An 18,802-nucleotide genomic window follows, 5' to 3' on the forward strand; every position below is an offset into this window, starting at 1 on the left:
TGGTCGCTGGATGCGACTGAAGACAGGAGGATTCGTTCATCAACGTATCACAATGACTCGATCCCTGCGATCAAAGTGATTGGGCTCTTGATCCACGATAAGACGTGCACAGAATCCGTCAGCTATCTCGCGAAAGACAGTGCGTCACAAACACTCAATGAAGCGATTTGACTCGCTTTTGCAAAGCCAGATGACAATCTTGTGGACATGACTGCAAAGATTATACACAATACACATCGCACACGAACTAGAGCCCATCTCAACAGGCCCAACGATCTATGAACGGACGTAACCAACTACTATTTTGTATACTAAATTCTGACTACTATTATGCAGGTAAATAGTCACGAGAAACATCAAGATGACAAGTCATCACGGGCAGGGATCAAGACTGTCACGCAAGCAACATTGATCGAATATTGTCTGAAGTCTTGAAAACAGGGTTTATCCTATGTCACACGACAATCAAGATACCAACAAGAACGCTCCTACAGAAATGGATAACTGGCTGCTTGGTCGTGGGGAAATGGCGGAACGGTTGCGTACGTTTGACTGGTCATCTACCCCGCTTGGAGCAATCGAAACATGGCCTCAGAGTCTAAGAACCGCACTCCTTATCATGCTCCGGTCACACTATCCCATGTTTATTTGGTGGGGGCGTGAACTCACCAATATATACAATGACGCGTATATTCCTATGCTCGGGGAACGTCACCCGCATGCGTTGGGTCAGTCGGCATCATCCGTATGGGCTGAATTGTGGCCGGTGCTCGAATCCCAAACCGAGCAAGTGCTCAACGAAGGACGTGCCACCTGGAATGAGTCAATTCTTCTTTTGAGGAAACGGTACGGCTTCACGGAGGAAACATATTTTACTTTTTCTTATAGCCCCGCGCCAAACGATATAGGCGGTGTCGGTGGCATCTTCTGTGCTTGCACCGAAGATACTGAACGTATATTGAGTCAGCGACGGTTGAAAACTCTGCGCAATCTTGGCGAACGCACTCTAGGGATCACAGAAGCCACTGAAGAAGTCTGTCGCATTGCAGCCACCACGCTCGCTGAAAATCCTCACGATTGTCCTTTTGCACTGATCTATTTGCTTGACGAAGACAACAAATATGCGAGGTTGTGTGGAGCAACCCACCTTGCTGAAGGAACCAACGCCAGTCCAGTACACGTTGGCATTGGCAGTAACGAGGACATTTGGAAGTTCTGTCACATTATGGATTTGAGCCAAAGCCAGGTCATAGAGAACCTGGAAGATCATATTGGTCAATTGTTGCCCATTTCTCCATGGGGAAAAAACAGAATCCAACGTGTCTACGTGCTCCCATTGGCGAAAGCGGGTGACCAGGAGATTCCTGCCGGCTTTTTGGTCGTTGGTATCAGTCCTCATTTGATGTGGTCTAGCGACTATATCAGCTTCTTCGAACTCACTGCCGGCCATGTCGCCAACGCTATATCAACTGCTCGTGCTTATCATGAAGAACGCAAACGGGTCGAGGCGCTGGCGGAATTAGATCGTGCGAAGACAGCCTTTTTTAATAACATCAGCCACGAATTCCGCACCCCTCTTACGCTCATGCTTGGCCCTTTAGAAAGCCTACTCAGTCAGAGTGCTTGTGATCTTTCGTCCTCATCCAAAGAGAAATTGCAAATGGTTAACCGCAACGGCGTGCGGTTATTGCGGTTGGTCAATAGTCTGTTGGATTTCTCGCGCATCGAAGCCGGACGTGTGCAAGCCACCTATACACCCACCGACCTCGTCATCTTAACCAAAGATCTGGCCAGTTCATTTCGATCGACCATTGAACTGATGGGATTACAATTTGTCGTAGACTGTCGCCAATTGTCGGAACCGATCTATGTGGATCGAGACATGTGGGAAAAGATCGTCCTCAATTTGATCTCGAATGCATTGAAGTTTACATTTAATGGAAAAATTGAGGTCCTGCTTCATCAAGTCAAAGACACGGTTATGTTGGTGGTCAACGATACGGGTGTAGGGATTCCTCCGGAACAAATATCCAAGATTTTCGAACGATTCCATCGAGTAGAGAATGTGCACAGTCGTACTCACGAAGGAAGTGGTATCGGGCTCGCACTTGTTCAGGAACTGGTCAAGCTACACGGGGGCACCATCCACGTGGGAAGCCGTCTCGGTGAAGGCAGCTCATTCACAGTATCGTTGCCGTTAGGCATGAAGCATTTGCCTGCCGACCAAGTCGATGCGAGCAGCACCATAGCCTCCCCCGTCTCGAGTCCATCTCTCATCGTGGAGGAAGCATTGCAATGGTTGCCAGCTCAACCACGTGCAGAATTCGAAGCGTCATGTCTTCATGTTCCTACAGAAGCTCCTAATTTTGAGGAATCAGCGCATGACGCTCACCCGTCGTACGCGACAACTCAACATTCTCGCCCACAGGTTTTACTCGCCGATGATAATACAGACATGCGGGACTATGTACGACGACTGTTGAGTGACCAATATGAGGTGATCACAGTCTCCGACGGTAAGGCCGCTCTGGAAACCGTTCGTCGAAATCCTCCCGACCTTGTCATCAGCGATGTGATGATGCCGCAACTTGATGGATTCGGCTTTCTGAGAGAACTGCGTAACGATCCCGCCATTCAAACCATCCCAGTGATTCTGCTTTCTGCTCGAGCAGGAGAAGAATCTCGAATGGACGGTTTGGCACAGGGTGCAGACGATTATCTCGTCAAGCCCTTCAGTGCCCGAGAACTACATACGAGGGTGGACACAACTCTGAAGATGCATCAAATGCGATCACAAGTGCAGGCAGAATCTAAAAAATTTCTTGCGTTGGCCGAAAACGTCAACGAATTCGTCTGCATGTTTGACATGGAGTACCGACCATCCTATGTCAACCCGGCTGGCATGGCAATGCTTGGGCTCAATAACGTATCGCATGTGCAACAGACACTCATGAAAGACTTTTTCTTCCCTGAAGATCATGCGTTTCTTATCAACGATTTTTTCCCACATGTCTTACATGATGGACGAGCTGAAGTGGAGATCCGTTTCCGGCATTTTCAAACCGGCGAAGCCCTGTGGATGATCTATAGCGTCTTTTGCCTTTATGACGCCAATGGCCACCCAATCGGGTTGGGAACGGTGAGCCGCGACATTACGAAGCGAAAAGTCGCAGAGAAAGAGATCGTGGAATCGAAGAAAAAGTTAGAGGAAGAGATTCTGCATCACACTCAAGCGTTGCGTCGTTCCCAGGACAATTTACGCAAGCTTGCCTCGGAAGTCATTGTCGCCGAGCATCGTGAACGGCGACGTTTGGCCTCTGAACTACACGACTATCTGGCGCAACTGCTTGTGGTATCACGAATAAAGCTCGGAGAAGGGCAACACTTGGAGTCATCCCTCCCCATCAAAACGCTCCTTCGTGAAACCGATCAGATGATCGAAGAATCGTTAGCCTATACTCGTTCGTTAATCGCCGAACTCAGTCCTCAAGTGCTCTATCAATTTGGGCTCGTGCCCGCTCTGAAATGGCTTGCCGATCAGAAAATGAAAAAATATGACCTCGCCGTGACGGTTGAGAGTGACGTAGAGTCCGTCCTTTTACCGGAAGAGTCTCTCATTCTTCTCTATCAGACTGTACGCGAACTTCTCATTAATGTCGTCAAACATGCTGGTGTGACGGCAGCGATTGTGTCTATCCAGAAACCGTCGATTGATCGCTTGGTGATTAAGGTCAAGGATCAAGGAAAAGGCTTCTACCTAGATGATAGCAGTATGCAACAGAGTCTGACGAAATTTGGGATTTTTAGCATCCGTGAGCGCCTCGAAGCGTTGGAGGGACAATTTATTCTCGACTCGGTGATAGGGCAAGGCACCACGGCAACATTACTCATCCCCCTAGAGAAGACACACAAAGCACACCCACGGTCGAGTCCCGTGATGTCCGCTCCCCGATCCCACAAGGCATTTCCTGAATCGAAGATGATTCGTGTGATCCTCGTTGACGATATGGCGATGATCCGTGAAGGTCTACGAAACGTTCTGCAGAGTTACGCGAATGTGCAAGTCATTGCAGAAGCCGTCAATGGCGAAGAAGCCGTCGAATTGGCGAACATTTTGAACCCCGATGTCATGATCATGGATGTCAACATGCCTGGGATGAACGGAATTGAAGCAACGCGGCTCATCCGACACATCTCCCACACGATCAAAGTGATTGGACTTTCGATCAATGATGATACGAGCATTCGCAACTCGATGTTGCAAGCCGGAGCCGTCAATTATCTCGCAAAAGACAGTGCGTCACAAACACTCTATGAAGCAATCTGTGCCGCTTGTGCAAACCGAAATTTCGAACAAGCAAATAACGAAACGGGACAGACTTAATCAAGTTCCCGTGGTGACTTGGGCGGCCGGTGAATACCAAGCTTTTTAATACGGCTGCGCAGACTGCTAGGCGCAAGACCCAATCGTTCTGCCGCACCACCGGAGCCCTCAATTCGCCAATGAGTCGAGGCGAGCGTCTGTAATATGTGTTGACGTTCAAAATCCATTAACCCCGAAACCGGCTTAGCAGGAGGGGTTGCGGGTGAAGGCATGAGGAGACGCTCATCGATGTGCAATGATGAGTCATGTGAGAGAATCATCGCTCGTTCAATGAGATTTTCAAGTTCTCGGACGTTTCCAGGCCAAGGGTATCGGATGAGTCTTTCCATCGACTCTGGAGCAATCTCTTCACAGGGGCGCCTGAGTTTCACGCGATAATGCTCAAGAAAGTGCTGTGCCAACCCAGGGATATCTTCCGGACGGGACCGGAGCGGAGGAATTGTAATCGGGAAAACATGAAGCCGATAGAACAGATCAGCTCGAAATCGACCTTGCTCAACAGCCGCGGCCAAATCAGCATTGGTTGAAGCAATCAAACGTACGTCGACGGGAATTGGTTGTTTGCCTCCGATACGATCGACCATGCCATCTTGAATCACTCGCAACAATTTGGCCTGAGTCTCCAGCGGCATTTCTCCAATCTCATCTAATAACAACGTTCCACCATGTGCTAATTCAAAACGCCCTTCGCGACGAGCCTCTGCACCTGTAAACGCACCACGTTCATGACCAAAGAGCTCACTTTCCACTAACCCTGCAGGGAAAGCCGCACAATTCACTCGGATAAATGGCTTGCCTCGACGAGGACTCCACTCATGAATGGCTTGAGCCAGTAACTCTTTCCCGGTACCAGTTTCCCCGGTGATCAAGACGGTCGTAGTTGTCGGTGCGGCCTCTTGAGCAATCTCTAATACATGTTGGAAGGTTTGACTCTCTCCCACCATCGCACCAAAGTGCTTTGTGAGCTTGAGTTCTTCGGCCAGATATAAATTTTCTCGAGCCAACTTCCCATGAAGTCGCTTGATCTCCTCGTATGCTTGAACATGATCAATCGCATACGCAATTTGCATTGCGACTTGCGTTAAAAACTCAAGGTCATCTGGACTCGGTTCGCCGGAGTCAACGCTGCCAAGATTAAGAATGCCTAAACATTTTTCATGAACGAGTAGGGGAAGATTGATCATTCGCCCAAGCCCCTCTTCCACGTACCACGGATCTTCAAGAAAAACTTGTTCTTGCTTGAGATCAGGACGAATATGTACCGCCTTATGCTCGTAAGCCCAACCCATGGCACTTCCTGTTCGTGAAATTATCGTATCACCCTGCAAGACAACTTTTGGAATATTCGTGGCTACAATATAGAACCGGAAACCATCGACATCCCGGTCATAGAGAGTCACACTCGCCCGCGCCCAGGGCATCACTTGATTAATCTGTTCAGTAATAGCCTGCCAAAGACTGTTCGTGTCCCGTTGCGAATTAAGTACAACCGCAACCTTGAGTAACGCCCGATAGCTGGTTTCAATTCGATTCATAGGAGATCCGTTTGGATAAAGTAAGGCCGATTCAACCATAGAAGAAATGCCTCTGTCGAATAGAGGAAACCTCAATTGGAATTGCGTTAATGAAATCTTGTCCAGCCTCTACAACGTTTCGCTATGCCTAGCCTATGACATTATGGAAAGGAGCATGACAAGTATTGAGAATGTGCCATGCCAATATGCTCTAATCGTAAACTTTCCTTATTGCCCAATATACCACCCAACACCAGAACGTTCGAGGATACTGGTCAATCGAACGAAAGCGTTAGAATAAAGCAGGATACCTACGGCGATCAATAACACTCCGCTGACAATCGATACACCCTTGATATATCGCTGAATCTTCTTGAAATGAGATAAAAATCGTTCCAAACTCACGGCTGCAGCAAAAAGTGGCACGCCCAAGCCCAAAGAATAGAAAGCCAGGAGCGTCAGGCCATCCAAGTACGTTTCTGAAGTACTGGCATACAATAAGATCGTCCCCAAGATGGGGCCGATACAGGGAGTCCAGCCTGCGGCAAAAGCCACACCAATCAGAAACGAACCTCCATACCCTAGTGGACGTGTATGGAAGTGCAGACGTTTTTCAGTCGCCAACCAACCAACATTAAACAGACCCAGGACATACAGTCCCATAAGAATAATTAGGACTCCTCCAACCTTCCGAAGATACTCCTGATATTCAAATAACCATTGACCGAACAGACTCGCCGATGCTCCCAAAACAACAAAGATGGAAGAAAATCCTGCGATAAACAGCAAAGAATTCAGGATAATAGATTTTCGAAACTGTTCGCATTCTGTGGGCTTTTGAAGCTGTTCAACGGATAGACCAGTAACATAGGAAATGTACGACGGCACAAGTGGAAGCACACAGGGGGACAGGAAGGACAAAAGTCCGGCTCCAAACGCGGATAACAAGGTGACTTGTGGAATCTGAGCAGTAGATTCAATCATGCAAATTTACTCTTCCCTTTTCATCGCAAGCTTTCCAGAAACGCTTGATACTGAGGATTCTGGTTGAGCCGAGCTCCAAAGTGCGCCAAGGTCAGATCACCGTGTTCATTCATCACGACAAATGTCGGAGTCGCGCTCACACCGAATTTCTGAGCAATTTGATCCTCCTGATCATAGGCGGTAGGGAAAACAAACGTTTCAGGATTGTCCTTCACGTAATCCTCGACATTGGCACGTGTATCCGCAAAGGCAATGGTCAAGATACGGAGTTGATCCGGCTTGTTCTCACGATAAAATTTTGCCAGCAGCGGTAATTCCAGTTGGCAAAAATGGCACCATGGCGCCCAAAATACCAAGAGCGTCGGTTGGCCACGTAATGAGTCTTTGCTATAGCGTTGTCCATCCAGCATCACCAATTCAAATTCCGGAGCTTTCACGGGCGGAGCTGCATCGACTGCAGAAGTCAAGAAAACCAAACTGCCGAGGGCAACCATGAGGCGTAAGACTATTTCACGAATCCAAATGCCCACGGGTTCCTCGTGGGAGCCTGCTTGGCTCCCACGAGATGAGGGGGTTAGATTTACTATCTGCTTAACACGATCATTCATCATCATTCCCCCTTACGGTTTGATGTATACATATCCCTCACGTTGCAGATCAGCAATACGCTTAACGGCAACTGGATGTTCAGTGGGGATAAATCCAGCAACTAACTTTTCCAACGGAGTTCCAAACAATTTCATGGAGACCTGACACATCTCAGCGGTTGCTCCTTTATCCAGAACCATCTTAATCTTGTCTTTCAGATCTTGATCAGCATTGGCATTTTCAAAGAGTTTCAACGCTGGTCCGTGAACCACTAACACCACATCAATGTTATCGGGACCCCCTTCAGCCTCAATATGTTTATTAATGAGCGCCAACGCGTATTTCGCAACGGCTGGATCGGGGCCGTTGACTTGATAGACGACCTTCATTTTATCCTTGCCGCCTGTTTCACTCGCCTGAGTCACGCTGGCTCCAATGAGCAGCGAACACACCAGGGTTAGAACCATTGCGAAAAATCCTACAAAAGATTGTGGGTGCTTGATAAACATGATGACCTCCATTGGATAAACATGATGGTGAACGAAATTGCCGCCGCCTCATGAATGAATCATGTTGATACTATAGCCTTGAAGAAGATGGACCGGTAGGTGAGAACGCCGGGAGAAGCAGAACTTTTATTCCCGTATACCGCTAGGGGCGAATGCCCCTATTGGGAAAATCGGCGGGCAAATAGCGCAGCAGCTTGCGAGCGGCGAGTGACGTTGAGCTTTTGAAAAATATTCTCGAGATAGTGGCCAACAGTCTTATCACTTAAGTCCAGAGTTGCCGCGATCTCTTTATTGGTTTGCCCATCTGCGACAAGTGTCAACACTTTCATTTCTTGGGAAGATAATGCTTCACTCTTGTCTTCGGACCCTGGACTAGAAAGCTTTTTAATGTTGTTCAACACACGTTGCGTGACAGCAGGGTCAAGGATGGATTGTCCAACTGCCACGGTTTTAACGGCTTTAATCAATTCATCCCCTCCGATCTCTTTTAAGAGAAAGCCGTCAGCTCCGGCCATAATGGTCGCCATCACGGCCTCATTATCAGCAAAGGATGTCAAAAAGAGCACTCGCGTGTTCGGACATGAGCTTCGAATTTCACGGCAGGCTTCGACACCACTACCGTCTGGCAATCGAACGTCCATTAACACCACGTCAGGTTGAAGTCGTATGGTTTCTGTAATGGCTGACGCTTTGTTTCCCGCCTCGCCAACTACCTGAATTCCATCGGTCTCGCCAAACAATGTTCGCAGACCGAGACGAAGCACCTCATGATCATCCACGAGTAGAAGACGGATGGAATTATGCTGATGTTGAGACATGGCTTCCTTTCTTCGGGATCTCAAAGATAATTCGAGTGCCCCTACCCCTTTCCGATAATACTTCAAGCCGAGCGCCAAGTCGCCTCGAGCGAGCAGCCATGTTTCGCAAACCATACCCATGCTTCTCGTCATCAGCAGGGTTAAAACCAAAACCGTCATCTTCGACTGCTAAGCGAACAGCTTCATTCTGAATTTCAAGAGACACCAATCCTGATTTGGCTCCAGCATGGCGAAGAGTGTTACTCATCGCTTCTTTAATAATATAGAGGACGTGCATCCTCTCTTCTGGAGTCAGGAGTATCGTCGCGGCTTGATCGACCTGCAAACGAAAGTGAAAGGGTGCAGAGTGGTTTATCGTACGCACCAGTGAAGCCATCGCCTCTTCCAAGGGCAGATCATTCTCAGGCTCAAGTTCTATACCGCTAATATAACTCCGTAAATCTCGTATCACTAATTTGAGATCCGCAGTCACATCACCAATTCTGCTGATTGCTTCTTTTGGATTCTTAGGAATGAGTCGCTGACACCGTTCGAGACTGAGCCCGAGTGAAAAAATCGACTGGATTGCGCCATCATGAAGATCCTCTGCCAGCCGTTCTCGCTCCTCCAACACTTCACGCAGTTGCTGCTCGTTTCGACGAACCGATTCTTCAGCCTGTTTAGTCTGAGCCAATGAAATCTTCAAATCAGAAAGGGTGGCGAGATAATCATGGCCCACATACCCCAAGACTAAAAGGTAGGCCATAAGACGAAGCCAGTGCCAGAACCACCATGACCCATCCCAGATCGTCGAGTAGGTGAACATCATTTCGGCAAGACCGAACATGAGCGCCAGACATGCAAATATCACATCTTCTGATTGGCGGGTTCTTCTATAATCCCATAAGAAGTGTACGGCACCAGCAAGGAAGAGCATGCACGCCACGCTTTTCGGTGCGATAGCCGTTGGGGTAAATTCACCCTGGCGAAGAAGAACGGGAAGTTGTTCCGGAAATCCGAGTATCCATGTTCCAATACCAAGAGTTCCTCCAGCAACCAACCACAGCATCAATGATTCGCTTATTCGATTTTTCTCTGATGGTCGAAGCCAGACGAGCGCACATCCAATTCCTCCAAAGAGACTTGCCATATTACGTAGAAGGACAAAGCCGTTCCCTGGTGTCGAAAGAGCGTGAAACACTTCAAGGATTCCCATTGCAAGAAAGCCGCCGGCCACCACATGAAACTTCTTTCTCGTATGTTCCTTGGTGCTATGGAGTAGCACGAGTGTCATGGCTATGGCGGTCAGCCCACCAAGGGCCTCAATCGTAGAGTGAAGCGGTTCATGTTGCCAGCGCCAACCAGGCAAAAAAACTGGAAGGGTTAGACTGATAAAGAGTGCAGCGACACTGCCACTTCCAATGAACAGATAGAGTGAGAACGGTCTCATTGCCTTCCTTTCCGTCACCTATCTTCCCAGTCGAGCAAGGTTTTGTCTAGATTCAGGCAACATGCCAGAAGATCAAGTCCGTCAGCAGACTAACTCTGAATTTGTTCTTCCCAGCTGACGTGTACTAGCCATCGGTTTGATATGGCTCATGAAAATTCGGCATCAAGAGAAGTAGCGGAAATGAAGCAGAAAAATGAACCAGAAAATCGTACGGCCAACCCACCAATCTGTGAACAAAAAAATGGGGCTGTCTCTGCTAGCCACCCTCAGTGTCATAACCAGCTCTCGTCAAAACACGGCGAATGGGTGCAAATACTGTGGGCGAATCAGAGTAGGCTACTACTGATACCGGTGGGCCTGCCTGCAAGCGCCGAAGAGATTCTCCATCTCCACACTGGAAACCTGTTCGCATTGCCCATACACCCCCTCTGCTCCTTCTTCCAGAGCATTATGAGCTTTAAGAATCGTGCGGATTGAATCCACGATTATTGGTGTGAGTGTTGGCATAAGCAAAGTGCCAATCGCACCATGATCGAACCGAAGTTTGGCAACTGCGGGAAGAGGAGTGCCGCCGCGCAATCGTTGAATTGTTGGGAAAAGTACCTTTTCTTCCATCGCAATATGCCGAAGGAGGGCACGGCCGAAATCCTTATACGCATCGTGGTCAATGGTAGGCTGTTCACCGATGGTCCGTTGTAAAAGGTCATCTATCCGCACATGATCTTCGGCGAGAAAATGTTCCACACTTCCCATTTTCAACGGTTTCGCGAAAAGATGAGGCAACAACTCTCTCAAGCGTTCAGAGTAAACCGCTAGAAACAGCAGGGAATTACAGGTGGTAATCTCCTGCAGCTTCAGGTTGATAAAGAATTTCTTCAATTTTCAGTTTTCGTGTTCCTGCAGGCACCTTCCACTCAACAATGTCTCCAACTCGATATCCGAGAATAGCCGTTCCGACTGGTGCGAGAATAGATACCTTACCGTTCTCAGCATCTGCATCACGAGGAAAAACTAATGTATACAACTGCTCCTCCTCCTTACTCATCTCTCGAAGCCGGACACGTGAGTTCATGGTAACAACATCAGACGGAATCTCCTTCGGTTGAACGACATGAGCTCGGTCTAATTCTTCTTTTAAACCATCCAAATGTTGGCTCTCCTTTTTGTTTCCTCTGAAAGAGAGACCGACTTCCAAAAGCTCACTGAGTCTGTACAAATCAAATTCTGTAATATAAATGTCTCGATGTTCCATAGTATGACCCCTTTTCTAATCAACTGTTAGCGGCAATATCGAAAAATAGAACCAGACTCCAAATGATATGATGACAGGCGATGCAAAATGAACCGCTTTTTCAATTTTGTGTTTCTGTTTCCCAAAGATCAGGTGTTTCAGCAAAGGTCTACCTCTGTTTCTCTTGTTAAAACACCTAAAATCCAATGAAAATTGATCGCAGAACGTCACATGAATGATTGAGTGGAATAGATCACGGTTGTATCAACTCATGTCAAATCTGTATTTTATACAGTAGCAAACACTTATAACAGACGATCGCTGCGGCAGATTTTATCATGACAAGGACACCTATTCATATTCATCTGGACCCAAATGAAAGAACCATTGACTGAACACGGAATAATAAATCTATCGATCAGGAGCGGTACAACCCGGAACAGACCATGAGGATATTGATTGTCGAAGATGATACGGACCTATCTCAATTTATTCGTAAAGGACTCCAGGAAGAGGGACACGCGATCGACCAGGCGGCCAATGGCGAGGACGGACTTCAACTTGCCTGCTCTTACGCATACGATCTTCTCATCCTCGATGTCATGCTGCCGAAGCTGGACGGGCTAGAAGTGTGTCGCCAGCTTCGTGCGAAAGGAAATACGACACCAATTCTCCTGCTCACGGCCCGCGCGTCACTTCAGGATAAGGTGACAGGGTTCGATCTGGGAGCCGATGATTATCTGACCAAACCCTTTGCATTTGCAGAATTGCTTGCTCGGATACGCGCCTTGCTTCGACGCGGTGGGCCTCAAATCCTCAGCCGACTAACAGCGGCTGATTTAGAGCTTGATCCTGCAACGCACCGAGTTTGGAGAGCCGGGCAAGAAATTTCGTTAACCAATAAGGAATATGCACTTTTAGAGTATTTGTTGCGAAACAAAAACCGGGTCTTAACACGAACCACAATTATCGAGCATGTCTGGGACATCAATTACGACCCTATGACGAATATTGTTGATGCACATATTCGAGCCTTGCGAGCAAAGATCGATCGAGACTTTTCACCGCCCCTTATTACAACAGTTCGCGGAGCAGGATATATGTTGGAGACCTCGGAAGAACCCGCATGAAATCATTTCGAAGTCAAATTCGACATTCGGCGCTCGCGCTCGTCATTGGCTTGCTCACCGTGTTTACCGTGCTGGTCTATTGGGGCTTTGAACGGGCGCTCAACCAGTATGTGGATAGCCGTTTAGTGGATCTTGCGAGAACTCTGGGGAAATTAATCGATGACCAGCCAAATCTTCTCCAGACATCTCAACAAGAAATAAGCAACTTTGACCTCGGCAAAACCTCAAAGGAAAGACAACGCACACTACGCGAAGCCTCGCATTTTATCCTCGTCCTGTCTCCTGATGGAACGTTAATTTGGAAGGGCTCAGCTGTGATTGACCGACCACTCATCACGGATATATTGCTCGCAAAGGTGCAGAAAGGTCAGGTGGTGTATGATACCGTTCACTCTCTCAACGAACCTCCAGTTCGACGGGTCTCAATCCCTGTGCCAGAACACAAAGGGCCTCACTATATACTCCAAGCTGAAACCTCCCTTCGATTCTCACAAGAAGCACTAAGTAGCCTTCTGCTGCTCTTGGCAGTCTTTTCAGGTATCACGATTGCCCTTGCGTGGCTAGGGAGTAATTGGATAGGCCGAAAAGCCCTGTCCTCCGTCAAGATCCTCAGTTCGACAGCAGAGAACATCTCTGGACCACCGTTTCGAACGCCATTAATCCTCAATCCTCCATATCAAGAATTTATGCCGTTGACGAAGGCATTTAATGGCATGCTCGAGCGACTTCAAAAAAACTTCGAAGAGCAAAGACATTTTGTCGATTATGCAGCCCATGAAATGCGAACGCCATTAACCGTTCTTCAGGGCAACATTGAGGTGACACTCCAGAAAGCTCGAACGGTTGAGGAATATCGAGACGCGTTACTCACGAATTTGGAACAGGTTGAGCGGTTAGTGATGTTGACTCGCTCACTTTTGATACTGGCCAAATTTTCTGGTGATCATTCTGCCGTCCAACTTGTACCACTTGAGCTTGAGCCTATTTTACAGGATCTCATCAATGATCTCATGGTACTGGCTGAAGACCAACAGATTTTGCTCACACTCGAATCTCAGTCTGTACCTAGCGTGTTGGGAGATGCCAACCGGCTCAAACAATTGTTAATCAATTTGCTCGATAATGCCATACGCTATACTCCCCCTGGAGGAACAGTTGTGGTTCGTATGGACATAAAGGAACAGAACGTGGCCATTGCCGTTGAGGATTCCGGCCATGGGATTGAATCGAAACACCTTCCGCATCTTTTTGATCGATTTTACCGAACTGATTCCTCTAGAGTGAGAAATTCCGGAGGAACCGGCCTTGGCCTGCTCATTGTGAAAGAGATTGCTGCAGCTCATCACGGAACCGTGACAGTCCACAGTGAGGTAGGTAAAGGTTCTGTGTTCACCTTGCTTCTTCCGATCCTCAAAGATTTGCCATAAGCCTCTGACAACTTCTTACAACTTCCATTCTTGTTTTTCCTCGCTCCGAGGCTACAACACCGCTGTTAGAGCCAGACTGTTGCTTGAGTGAGATTCGAAAAGATGAAGATTTCTTCATGTTCTGTTCATAATGCGTTCATGTGAATTCGATACAGTAGGCCTGTGGCATGGTGATTATTTCACAGCAAAAAAAGAAAGCGACGACACGAGCAACAATTTTTAGAAATGAGGCAACAACGATGGGTGAATTACATTCGTTACTTTATAGCAGTATGACTCTGTTGAGTACGGCAATCATTATCATCGTTTGGGCCGGAACCCTGCCTTCGTTGTCTCATACCGGTCCCATGGTGTTTTCTCTAATAAGTCATTGGCCTGCTGCAAAAAAACAACCTGTGCCTATAGGGAGACGAAGCGAGGGCGAGACCAAGAACATTTTAATAACGACAAGACTCTCTATGTTAAAAGGCGTTAAATACGAAAGGATGCATGACTTAAGAGCATGTTAACGAGTAACAGAACGAGAATAAATATGCCCAGGCACCAAAAGAAGAGACTCAGGACTCAGATCTATGTCCACGAAAATCAAAGTGGGGATCATTGCGTACCTTACAAAACTCTTATTGGGCATGGAATTGGAAACAGGGTGATCATTGCCGATACGGGAGAGCAAGTCTATTGCGATCAAGATTTTGCCAGTGTGAATACGGCTGTCCATGAAGCAAAGCGAAAAGCTTGGGCCACAATTGAGAAAAAGTTTCCTGAAATTGACAAACAGGAAATCATTTGGAATGTGGTGCACGAACAGGCTGCTAATGGTAGGAGCAAATGAAAGAGGTGTGAAAGACCCATCAGGCATTCCTCTAAATCGAAGACGTCGTGATGACGGCCTGTGTGGAGTTTTCGCTTGCGCAGGAAAATGCAGACCAAGTGAATCTGTCCTACTATAGATGGTCATCGAATTTCCATTAGAAAAGTCTGGAGTCATTTATACTATCCAAAGTCGAACCTGAAAGAAATTTATCGGACGAATCAACTAACGGTTAAACAGCTGCCAATTCAAGAGAGAAAATGAAAATTTCTTCTATCAAGAGGCTTCTACTTTCGACCAATGACCTCGTCTTTATCAAACCCGATTTCTATTGATGAAGAATTCTTCATCATTTGTTCATGTTCCATTCATGTTGTGTGTGTATAGTTTAAATAAGCGATAACCGAATTCCATTACACAAACCTCATGACAAGGAGGGCAAAGTGAAAAGAGTCTATCGACAATCTCAGCTTTGGTCTGTCATTTTGGCTGGAGGTAACGGCACACGCATGCAACCGATGATTCAGCGGTGGTTAGGGAAACCCCTTCCGAAGCAATATTGTACATTTGTCGGGACCAGATCCATGTTTCAGCATACTGTCGATCGAGCCGTCAGACTTACGAAACCAGAGCAGACGTATACCGTGGTTGCCAAGAGTCATGAACTGGAAGTCTGGTCTCAGTTAGATGGAAGAGCGTTTGGCAAAGTCTTGGTTCAGCCCAAAAATTGTGACACCGGACCAGGAATATTTTTACCCCTGACCTACATCCGTGCAAAGGACCGAGGTGGCACAGTGGTGATCTATCCGTCTGATCATTTTGTCTATCCTGAAGAGCGATTCTTAGAAACCGTTGAACTCTCCGCATGGATGGCCGAATGGATCACACATCGTCCAATTCTCTTATCCGCTCCTGCAGACCGATTAGAGTTGGAATATGGGTGGATCCTTCCTGGTCAAATTCATCCGACCATGAAAGGGCATCCCCTCAGAACTGTAGAAAAGTTTTTGGAAAAACCGAACTTGAATCAAGCCCGTGAGGCCATGGCGGCCAATGGGACATGGAATACCTTAGTGATGGTGTCAAAGATCGAGGCAATCTGGAGTCTCGGATGGAAGTTGGCTCCAGACATGATGGTGTTATTCGAACGACTTGGAGAGGTCATCGGAACATCAGAAGAATCAAAGGTTCTGAATACGATCTATGCCGTCATGCCGAACAAGAATTTTTCATTCGATTTACTCCAACAGGTTCCCCAGGACATCATGACCATAGAATTGCGTGATGTCCTTTGGAGTGATTGGGGACAACCTAAACGAATTGAGGAAACATTACAAAAGGTGAAAAAGGAGCCTGCCTTTTCAAGGGATTACCTAGCCGCTGTGTAATCGACAGACAGATGAAGCTGAAGCCTTGATCAGCGGCTTACTGCATCCGCGAACAGGAATACTGGGTTGAATTACAGGTCTAGTGAAGTTCAATAAGGTAAGCAGAGCTTCTCTTGCAGTTGGATCTGAACGAGCCGAAATAATAACCATCAAACAAAGGAGGTACCAAATGTTTGTAGAAGCCACGATCGCTATGCTGAGTGTCATGTTCATGTTGTGGGGAGCGGCAGTTTGGGCGTCCTACAAGGAAGATCCTGATGAACGACGACCTTTATCTGTTGAGAAATGGTCGTTATCGAAAGATCAGGTTAAAAAAGCTGCCTAACTAAGAAGTCATAGGGGTTTGGGCGCTTATGCATCAAAGATCGTCTGTCATGCCCGTACAACCGGGCATGACAGACAGTCCAAGTGCAACGAGGTCTCAGTGTTCGCGAGAAGGCTAGTTGAGAATAAAAAGGGGAAATGAAAATGAATAACACGTCTTGGAAACCTCATGGACCTTACAAAGGGATGTATGAGAATTTTCACAAAGCAAGTCGAGATGCAACTGACTATGATTTTGGAAATGGCCCGCCAGGGAATCTGCCTCCTCCAACTGTGAAGAAGTCGAATCCTTTGAATTGGTGGTCTTTAGACCGACCTAAACGATTAGTCGCCGCCGTATGCGTGATCGATTTCTGAATGACATTCTGATTCTCAGGAACAGATTGCAGGAATCAGCTACATCGGTACCATTGATCTCAGTTCCCTTGGCTGAGGGCGAACGAAATCGAAGAGGGCTGCGCAAGGAAATGGATTATGAACAATCAGAACTGAAGGAAGCCTCGAAACAGGCATGCGCTCAAATCGCGTAATCAATTTAAGTAGAACATTTTCGATCTCGAGGTCTCTTAAGATTCAAGATCTCAACTAGCTACATACCCCCCTCTTCAATACGAATATCCGTTTTGTGGACGCCAGCGTCGCTGAGCATGTTTCGAACACTCTCCACCATTAACTGGCGGTCCAACAACATAGTAGAGTGGAGATTCAATCCCTGCTAAATGTCTGCTCAGCAATTCATAATCCAAATATCCAGTTTCTTCTGACCAGGATTGACTGGGCTTTTCCTGGTTGGTCATCGTGAGGATAAAAGTGTAGTTTGAATTTTTTCTTTACAGATCTTGGAGTTCATGAAGAAAAGACGCATCTTCCGGACGACGGTTTGAATAAAAGAGCACGAGACGATGAGGCAGATGGTTTGCCGCAGCATGGACACGGATACTCCGAAACGGCGGCGTTCGTGTTTTTTCAAGACGTATGTACCTATCAAATCCAGGATTAAAAAAGAAGGGATTAGTTGGGAATGGTTTGTGGAAAAACTTGATCACTATGTTCCAATCAATAGCTTTCGACCTCGGAATAATATCCCTTTTCTAAGATCTCCCAAGGAATTCTTCTTGTCATGGCGAGTGACAAAAGAAACCTCTAAGCTTCGATCTTCAACACAATTCTTGGCTTCAAGCCTTATTTCATTTTGAGATGGGCTTTGAGAATAGCTGAGTTCTGGATGTCAGGATTATCTTTCCCAAGGTCAAATGCATCTTGGAAATGCTGGGTGGCGGCTTTATGGTCTCCCATGTTATCCAATGCAAGGGCTAAATTGTAATGGGCTTCAGCCGATTTTGGATCAGCTTCGACAGCTTCCATAAAATGATCATGCGCTTTTTCCCAATGCCCTTTATTATAATGTTTTATGCCTTCTGTATTATGGCCTGCTGCACCAGATTCGGCCACTGTCTGAAGAGGGGGGACCGCTTTTTTCCCCATATCGGCTGAGACGTTTATTCCGACAAACACCAAACACACGACGATAGCTGAAATTCCCAATAATCGTTTCATGGCAACCTCCTTATGGTAACAACCGCACGCTATTATGTGAGAACACCATCACCCATCAAATCCCTTCAGCGTTTACAATAGACGGTTTGTATCGAGTTCGGCAAGACGTAGAACAATCCAAGAGCAAAGAGATCGACAAATTGCGGTGCCGGTATTCCTTATTATTCTTCCTCAGGACCGTTTCGATCTTTTGTTTCCTGATCATGTAAGAAGTGCTAAGAGAAATTTCCCTTGTTATTCCTTGCCTGCCACAGTAGCTTTAATTTGGTATACCGTACCGTAACGATAGTACCTCGTATACGGTTCGCACACTACCCACCATATACTGCTTGACCAACAACATAGTCGACGGAAGATTCAACCTCATTTAAATATCGGATCAGCAACTTATGGTCCAGCTTATCCTGACCAGGGCTCGTCGGACCTTTTCCGGTATTGATTATCGCATGAGGAAATCCGGCTTGACTTTTAGAGAACATGTATGCAGTCAGGAAGAACCCAACATGACGAACACAAGTACTGCATTCGTTTCGTCAATGAACATTTTCAATCATGGGGTCTACAGACCAATGGACAAAGTGCACAGAAACGAGCACCATCCAAATTTTGGCTCAGGATAGAAAATATAAATTAGATGATTAACTGAGATCTAGACCTTGATTATTGGAGGGTAGCAGTGGACCCCATCTATTGGACAGCTATTTCCAG

Annotated in this window: 17 protein-coding genes; 7 read left to right on the plus strand and 10 right to left on the minus strand. The window is 47.0% G+C overall.

The window, feature by feature from the left end; translation table 11 throughout:
• Positions 1–451: 451 nt before the first annotated feature.
• Positions 452–4,384 carry a response regulator gene (locus tag ACWQXP_RS00075; RefSeq protein ID WP_454060792.1) on the plus strand — a complete coding sequence of 1,311 codons (3,933 nt, stop codon included), beginning with the start codon at positions 452–454 and terminating at the stop codon, positions 4,382–4,384.
• Here ACWQXP_RS00075 and ACWQXP_RS00080 read toward each other — a convergent pair.
• The 8 genes from ACWQXP_RS00080 to rnk form a co-directional block, all read right to left on the minus strand.
• Positions 4,381–5,919, minus strand: a complete 1,539-nt coding sequence (locus ACWQXP_RS00080) for a sigma 54-interacting transcriptional regulator (protein WP_454060793.1) — start codon at positions 5,917–5,919, stop codon at positions 4,381–4,383. The two genes, ACWQXP_RS00075 and ACWQXP_RS00080, sit on opposite strands and share 4 nt — an antisense overlap.
• Before the next feature lie 207 nt (positions 5,920–6,126).
• Entirely contained in the window at positions 6,127–6,882 is a 756-nt protein-coding gene (locus ACWQXP_RS00085) for a cytochrome c biogenesis CcdA family protein (RefSeq protein ID WP_454060794.1), read from the minus strand.
• A 20-nt stretch (positions 6,883–6,902) separates the two neighbouring features.
• A complete protein-coding gene (locus tag ACWQXP_RS00090) occupies positions 6,903–7,412 on the minus strand; it encodes a TlpA family protein disulfide reductase (RefSeq protein ID WP_454060795.1) in 510 nt (169 codons plus the stop codon).
• Positions 7,413–7,502: 90 nt separating this feature from the next.
• The gene (locus ACWQXP_RS00095; protein ID WP_454060796.1) at positions 7,503–7,979 is read right to left on the minus strand and encodes a DsrE family protein; all 477 of its coding nucleotides are present in this window, start codon (positions 7,977–7,979) and stop codon (positions 7,503–7,505) included.
• A gap of 158 nt (positions 7,980–8,137) precedes the next feature.
• Complete coding sequence (locus tag ACWQXP_RS00100) at positions 8,138–8,797, minus strand: response regulator transcription factor (protein ID WP_454060797.1); 660 nt, start codon at positions 8,795–8,797, stop codon at positions 8,138–8,140.
• The gene (locus tag ACWQXP_RS00105) at positions 8,778–10,226 is read right to left on the minus strand and encodes a sensor histidine kinase (RefSeq protein ID WP_454060798.1); all 1,449 of its coding nucleotides are present in this window, start codon (positions 10,224–10,226) and stop codon (positions 8,778–8,780) included. The genes ACWQXP_RS00100 and ACWQXP_RS00105 overlap by 20 nt, the downstream gene beginning before the upstream one ends.
• 339 nt (positions 10,227–10,565) lie before the next feature.
• Positions 10,566–11,009, minus strand: coding sequence for a hemerythrin domain-containing protein (locus ACWQXP_RS00110; RefSeq protein ID WP_454060799.1), 444 nt, complete (start codon positions 11,007–11,009; stop codon positions 10,566–10,568).
• 46 nt (positions 11,010–11,055) lie between these two features.
• Positions 11,056–11,478 (minus strand): nucleoside diphosphate kinase regulator, encoded by a 423-nt coding sequence (gene rnk / locus ACWQXP_RS00115; RefSeq protein WP_454060800.1) that lies wholly within the window; start codon positions 11,476–11,478, stop codon positions 11,056–11,058.
• A 425-nt stretch (positions 11,479–11,903) separates the two neighbouring features.
• On the opposite strand from rnk, the gene ACWQXP_RS00120 reads away from it, so the two are divergent.
• The 6 genes from ACWQXP_RS00120 (at position 11,904) to ACWQXP_RS00145 (ending at position 16,894) form a co-directional block, all read left to right on the plus strand.
• On the plus strand, positions 11,904–12,587 hold the full coding sequence (locus ACWQXP_RS00120; protein ID WP_454060801.1) for a response regulator: 684 nt from the start codon (positions 11,904–11,906) through the stop codon (positions 12,585–12,587).
• Complete coding sequence (locus ACWQXP_RS00125; RefSeq protein WP_454060802.1) at positions 12,584–14,014, plus strand: sensor histidine kinase; 1,431 nt, start codon at positions 12,584–12,586, stop codon at positions 14,012–14,014. The genes ACWQXP_RS00120 and ACWQXP_RS00125 overlap by 4 nt, the downstream gene beginning before the upstream one ends.
• A 532-nt stretch (positions 14,015–14,546) precedes the next feature.
• Positions 14,547–14,846 carry a hypothetical protein gene (locus ACWQXP_RS00130; protein WP_454060803.1) on the plus strand — a complete coding sequence of 100 codons (300 nt, stop codon included), beginning with the start codon at positions 14,547–14,549 and terminating at the stop codon, positions 14,844–14,846.
• 422 nt (positions 14,847–15,268) lie between these two features.
• Positions 15,269–16,213 (plus strand): sugar phosphate nucleotidyltransferase, encoded by a 945-nt coding sequence (locus ACWQXP_RS00135; RefSeq protein WP_454060804.1) that lies wholly within the window; start codon positions 15,269–15,271, stop codon positions 16,211–16,213.
• A gap of 169 nt (positions 16,214–16,382) precedes the next feature.
• Positions 16,383–16,538, plus strand: a complete 156-nt coding sequence (locus tag ACWQXP_RS00140; RefSeq protein ID WP_454060805.1) for a hypothetical protein — start codon at positions 16,383–16,385, stop codon at positions 16,536–16,538.
• Positions 16,539–16,681: 143 nt separating this feature from the next.
• Positions 16,682–16,894 (plus strand): hypothetical protein, encoded by a 213-nt coding sequence (locus ACWQXP_RS00145; RefSeq protein ID WP_454060806.1) that lies wholly within the window; start codon positions 16,682–16,684, stop codon positions 16,892–16,894.
• Positions 16,895–17,719: 825 nt separating this feature from the next.
• On the opposite strand, the gene ACWQXP_RS00150 is transcribed toward ACWQXP_RS00145, so the two are convergent.
• Positions 17,720–18,094: a tetratricopeptide repeat protein gene (locus ACWQXP_RS00150; RefSeq protein ID WP_454060807.1), complete on the minus strand. Its 375-nt coding sequence runs from the start codon at positions 18,092–18,094 to the stop codon at positions 17,720–17,722.
• Between the two features lie 311 nt (positions 18,095–18,405).
• Positions 18,406–18,573 (minus strand): hypothetical protein, encoded by a 168-nt coding sequence (locus ACWQXP_RS00155; protein WP_454060808.1) that lies wholly within the window; start codon positions 18,571–18,573, stop codon positions 18,406–18,408.
• Positions 18,574–18,802: the final 229 nt, after the last annotated feature.

The sequence above is a fragment of the Candidatus Nitrospira salsa genome (assembly GCF_965152625.1).